The sequence below is a fragment of the Bacillus sp. P4_D3 genome, assembly GCF_056401855.1.
In genome coordinates, this window is the sequence record NZ_JBFUIN010000359.1 from 1 (window position 1) to 3,218 (window position 3,218).

3 protein-coding genes are annotated in these 3,218 nt (G+C 35.7%); all 3 read right to left on the minus strand.

The features are described from left to right. Positions 1–190: 190 nt before the first annotated feature. The gene (locus AC1DTM_RS21015; RefSeq protein WP_002200618.1) at positions 191–1,702 is read right to left on the minus strand and encodes an ABC transporter permease/substrate-binding protein; all 1,512 of its coding nucleotides are present in this window, start codon (positions 1,700–1,702) and stop codon (positions 191–193) included. Between the two features lie 3 nt (positions 1,703–1,705). Continuing rightward, positions 1,706–2,653 carry an ABC transporter ATP-binding protein gene (locus AC1DTM_RS21020; protein ID WP_477000788.1) on the minus strand — a complete coding sequence of 316 codons (948 nt, stop codon included), beginning with the start codon at positions 2,651–2,653 and terminating at the stop codon, positions 1,706–1,708. A gap of 102 nt (positions 2,654–2,755) precedes the next feature. After that, on the minus strand, positions 2,756–3,218 hold a 463-nt coding region (locus tag AC1DTM_RS21025), incomplete at its 5' end, for a YdcF family protein (protein WP_477000789.1).

A 3,218-nucleotide genomic window follows, 5' to 3' on the forward strand; every position in this document is an offset into this window, starting at 1 on the left:
CTATTAAAGTCACCTTTTCTCTAATAGACGTTTCTCTTATATTTTTTCAGGAAAACATTACTTATTCTAAAATAAAATGAAGAAAAATGGAATACTTTTTTGAAAAAATGTATAAGTATGCACAAAAAATCCGTTCATTTTGTAATGAACGGTTATTTCAAACATATAAAGTTGTATATTTCTTGTAAAATCAACGAAGTAAATTCTCTTTTTGTAAAAATTGTTTTGCTACTTCTTCACTACTTTTCCCATTCACATTTACTTCGTAATTCATTTTTCGCATTTCTTCATCTGTAATCTTTCCAGATAATTTATTCAATGTTTTTTCAAGCTCAGGATATTTCTGTAACGTCTCTTTTCTTAATAATGGCGCTCCTTGATAAGGCGGGAATAGTCCTTTATCATCTTTTAGCACTTTAAGTCCATATTGCTCAAGTTCACTATCTGTTGAATATGCATCGATTACGTTAACATCCCCCGATTGAATTGCGCTATAGCGTAGTTTCGGTTCCATCGTTTTAACATTTAAAAACTTATAGTTATATAATTTTTGCATACCTTTATAACCATCTTCACGATCAGCAAATTCTAATGTAAATCCTACCTTAGCTTCCTGTGCAATATTTCCTAAATCAGAAATTGTATTTATATTATTTTGATCTGCTATTTTTTTCGGCATAGCTAGTGCGTATGTATTGTTATACTCCATTGGCTTTAACATAACCATATTATATTTCTTTTCCATTCCCATACGCGCTTGTTCATATACTTCATCACGATTTGTACTTTTCGGTTCTTCTTTCACGAAAGTAGATAAAGCTGTTCCTGAAAATTCTGGGTATATATCTACTTCACCTGATTTTAACGCTTCAAATACAAATGCTGTTTTCCCAAGGCCTGGTTTTAATTCTACTTGTAAATCTGTATCCTGTTCAATAAGTTGCTTGTACATTTGAATTAAAATTTCTGGTTCAGATCCAAGTTTTCCAGCGATAACTATATCTTTCTTTTGTGTATTCCAAAGAAATGGCGAAGCGATCATTACGACAACTATACATATCGTTAATATAACGCGCTTATATGAGCGTTTGGGCCTCTCAAGCATGCGAAGTACTATATCAAAGAATAAAGCGAGTAACGCAGCTGGTACGGCCCCTAAAATGATAAGCGCATGATCATTCCGATCGATACCGAGTAGTATGAGCTTACCGAGTCCACCAGCGCCTATTAAAGCAGCTAATGTAGCCGTTCCAACAATTAATACCATCGCTGTCCGAATACCAGCCATAATAATTGGCAATGCGAGAGGAAGCTCTACCTTCCATAATCTTCTCCAGCTATTCATTCCCATAGCTCTCGCCGCTTCTATAAGTGATTCATCTAATTCCCGTATTCCTGTATAAGTATTTCGCAAAATAGGTAATAGTGCATACACAACTAATGCGATAATGGCTGGAAGTTTTCCGATTCCTACTAATGGAATTAAAAGTCCAAGTAATGCAAGTGATGGCACAGTCTGCATAACAGCAGAAGTCCCTATTATAAATTCAGCCATCCGTTCTTTTCTCGTTAATAGAATGCCAAGAGGCACCGCAATAATTACTGCAAAAAATAATGAAATAAGCGATATTTGTAAATGTTCACTTAATGCACTTAGCAATTCTACTTTTCGTTCTTGAAACGTTTGAATAAAATCAGTCACTGTTTAGCCTCTCTCCTTCATTTGTTCAACAATGTAATTGACAATATGACGACTTGTTAACGCTCCAACATATTGACCATTTTCTTCAACCGGCACTGACTCTTCAGTTTGTAAGCGGACTAGCGCTTCTTGTAAAGTCGAATGTAAAGATAGAGCCTTCCCTTCTACTCGTATACGATTGTCTAGCGGCAATACCGCTTCTATACTCTTCCCCTCATACCAAGGTCGTCCACGATTTCCAATGAACTCCTCTACAAACTCATTTTTCGGATTATGTATAATACCTTCTGGTGTATCTAATTGAACAACTTTCCCTTCTTTCATTACACAAATGCGATCACCAAGTGATAAAGCCTCTTGCATATCATGCGTTACAAATACTATCGTTTTTTGAATTTTTTTTTGCAATTGCACTATATCCTGCTGAAGTTGTTCCCTGCTTAATGGATCTAACGCACTAAATGGTTCATCCATAAGAACGATTTTCGGATTTGCAGCTAATGCCCTAACGACACCAACGCGCTGCTTCTGTCCTCCCGACAATTCATCTGGCATACGATCACGATATACATCTGGTTCTAATCCAACCATATGTAACAGTTCATCAACACGCGTTTTTATTTTCTCCTTACTCCACTTTCTCATTTCAGGGACAACTGCAATATTTTCAGCAATTGTCATATGTGGAAACAGCGCAATCTGCTGCAACACGTACCCTATATTCCAACGCAGTTCGTTTATGTTATATTCTTGAATATCTTTTCCATCGATTAAAATTGATCCTTCCGTCGTTTCAATTAAACGATTAATCATCTTCATTGTCGTTGTTTTCCCGCAACCACTCGGACCAATGAGAACAAAAAATTCTCCTTTTTTAATTTCTAAATGCAATGAATCCACTGCTTTTGTGCCATCTTCATACGCTTTTGACRCATGATTAAATTGAATCACAGACACAACTCCTTTCATGTTGTTTCCTTTATTTTGATGGAATATAGAATTCATTTCAAATGATACGCTTTATTATACAAAAAAAGAGCTCTCATTTGAGCTCTAACGGTCGAACAATATCGTTTTCATAATTGCAGCATATTCACGCACATACGCTTTTTTCTTAGAACGACTCGGTGTTTCAGCAGCTAGTGCTTCCATCTTTATCCCTAAACGCTTTGCAATTATTTTCGTTCGATATAAATGATACGTATTACTTACAACTACCGCATGCTTTACATCATATAAATCCATACTAAACTTTAAATTTTCATACGTATTTGTAGAGCGGTCTTCAATTAAAATACGGTTCTCATCTATACCATGTACCATTAAATAGTTTCGCATACTGTGAGCTTCCGGTATATCTTCATCTTCCCCTTGACCACCTGAAACAATTACTTTCACCTCAGAGTGAGAMTATAAATATTCTAGCGCCACATCCAAACGGTTTTGAAGAGATAAAGAAGGCCTATCTCCAAATAACTTTGCACCTAATATAAGAACGTATGGAGAGTGATTACTC